Here is a 2,229-nt window from a genome sequence, read left to right on the forward strand (position 1 = left end):
CTTCCGGATCATACCGGGCTGCGCGATATGATCCACGCCCTTGGTTCCGAACATGTCGCCCGTTGCAATCGGATGAATGGTCGTCAGGTTTTTCGGTGCGGCTTCTTTTTCAAAGCGCTCGCCGAGAGCCTTCAGAACATCATCAGGGCACAAAAGACCGGACGAAGCGTTGATTGCGATGGTGGCTCCGTCCTTGATGAGACTGACGGCTTCTGCTGCGGTTCTGGTCTTGGTCATTGCTCTTAATCCACTATAACCATCTTGTTAGTTACTTATGGTTGTCTGAAATATGCGTTCTGCGAGGAGACGCCTGAAAAACATCGGCTTCAGGCATTCCCCAGAATGAAATCCGCAGCCCGCTCGCCGATCATGACAGTTGTCGCATTCGTGTTAGACCCGATCAGCGAAGGCATGATTGAACTGTCACAAATCCGAAGACCTTCCAGTCCATGCACATGCAGCCGCGGGTCAACAACGGCCATTTCGTCCCGTCCCATCTTGCAGGTGCAGGTGGGATGGTAGGACGTACGCCCCTGCTGACGGGCATAGTCCTCATAAGCCTTGATCGTACGGCCACCACCTTCTGGCAGGCAGACCTTGCTGATGTATTTCTGGAGCGAATGACTTCCGAACATTTCGTAGCTCAGACGAACGCCTTCTGCCGTTGTCCGCAGGTCATCCGGATGTCCAAGGAAGTTCGGGTCCACAATCGGCGCTTCCCGAGGGTCAGACGAACGCAACGTGACAGACCCACGCGCTTTCGGACGAAGCGTATAGCTGTTGAGTGTGATGCCGGACATTCCTTTCGGCACCGAGGCCACACCCGCTTCCGCACCCGCTCCCGCCAGAAAGTGGAACTGAAGATCAGGGCAACTTGCAGCCGGATCGCCGTACCAGAAAGCTCCGCCTTCCACGACGTTGGACGTCACAGGGCCACTATTAAACAGCGAGTACTGCAGCCCAGCCCACATCATCCACTTGAACTGGTTGTATTTGTCGAAACTGTCATGGCCTTTCAGCTCAGCAACGATATCGACACCAAAGTGGTCCTGCAGGTTCTGACCCACACCCGGCAGATCATGAACGACGGGAATTCCGTGTTCTTTCAGATGTGCAGCCGGACCAACACCAGACAGCATCATCAGCTTTGGCGTTCCAATTGCACCGGACGTCACCAGCACTTCCTGATCTGCCCGCGCAATACGAACCTGCTTGTCGGCCACATACTGCACGCCAACAGCCCGCTTGCCTTCAAAGACAATCTTCAGGACCATCGCGCCCGTAATGACCGTCAGGTTCTTCCGCTTCATAGCCGGGCGCAGATAGCCAACGGCTGTAGAGCAGCGACGGTTGTTGCGAACCGTGAGCTGGTAAATGCCAGCACCCTGCTGAACTGAACCGTTAAAGTCCGGGTTGTAAGGAATCCCGATTTCCTGACAGCTCTGCACGAAGGCGCGGCTGACGGGGTTCGGGCAATCCAGGTTCGACACGCCGAGCGGACCATCCGTTCCGTGCCATGATCCGGCAAGAATGGAATTTCCTTCAGAGCGAATGAAGTACTTCTGAATGTTTTTGAATCCCCAGCCGTCCGCACCTTCCTCTTCCCACCGATCGAAATCAGAAGGATGGCCACGCGTGAAGACCTCGGCATTGATGGAGGACCCACCACCCAGAACGCGTGCCTGCACATACGGAATCTGGCGGTTATTGGCATGCTTCTGCGGCGTGGTGACAAGCCCCCATGTCAGGGGACCTGTCGTCATTTTCGCAAAACCAACCGGCATGTGAATGAGTGGATTGGTATCACGTTTACCTGCTTCGATCAGGCAGACGCGCACCGCCGGGTTTCGGGAGAGACGAGCGGCAAGAACACATCCTGCCGAACCGCCACCAACGATAACGTAATCGAAACCAGTCATATCAGGAGATCCAGTGCGTCCGTTTACCGAGATCGACGTGAACGGACTTGATCTGGGTGTATTCTTCCACCCCATACATGCCCGCTTCACGGCCCCAACCGGACTGCTTGAAACCACCCAGCGGCATCTCGGGGCCACCAGCCATGATCGTATTGACCCAGAAGCGCCCGGCCTGAACCTTGCGCGTCACCTTCAGCGCCTTGCTGATATCCTTCGTCCAGACAGATGCCGCCAGCCCATAAACCGTGTCATTGGCTAGGGAGATCGCTTCCTCAAGAGTGCTGAACCGGAAGACCGACAGCACCGGACC

General features: G+C 55.9%; 2 protein-coding genes and 1 pseudogene. All 3 read right to left on the reverse strand.

The window, feature by feature from the left end; translation table 11 throughout:
* Positions 1 to 237, reverse strand: a pseudogene (locus GJA01_RS15020) (acyl CoA:acetate/3-ketoacid CoA transferase); the annotation flags it as partial.
* An 89-nt stretch (positions 238 to 326) separates the two neighbouring features.
* Complete coding sequence (locus GJA01_RS15025; protein WP_062502382.1) at positions 327 to 1,919, reverse strand: GMC family oxidoreductase; 1,593 nt, start codon at positions 1,917 to 1,919, stop codon at positions 327 to 329.
* A 1-nt stretch (position 1,920) separates the two neighbouring features.
* On the reverse strand, positions 1,921 to 2,229 hold a 309-nt coding region (locus tag GJA01_RS15030; protein ID WP_145993815.1), incomplete at its 5' end, for an aldehyde dehydrogenase family protein.

Source organism: Gluconobacter japonicus, from assembly GCF_002723975.1.
In the GTDB taxonomy this organism is placed as follows: domain Bacteria; phylum Pseudomonadota; class Alphaproteobacteria; order Acetobacterales; family Acetobacteraceae; genus Gluconobacter; species Gluconobacter japonicus.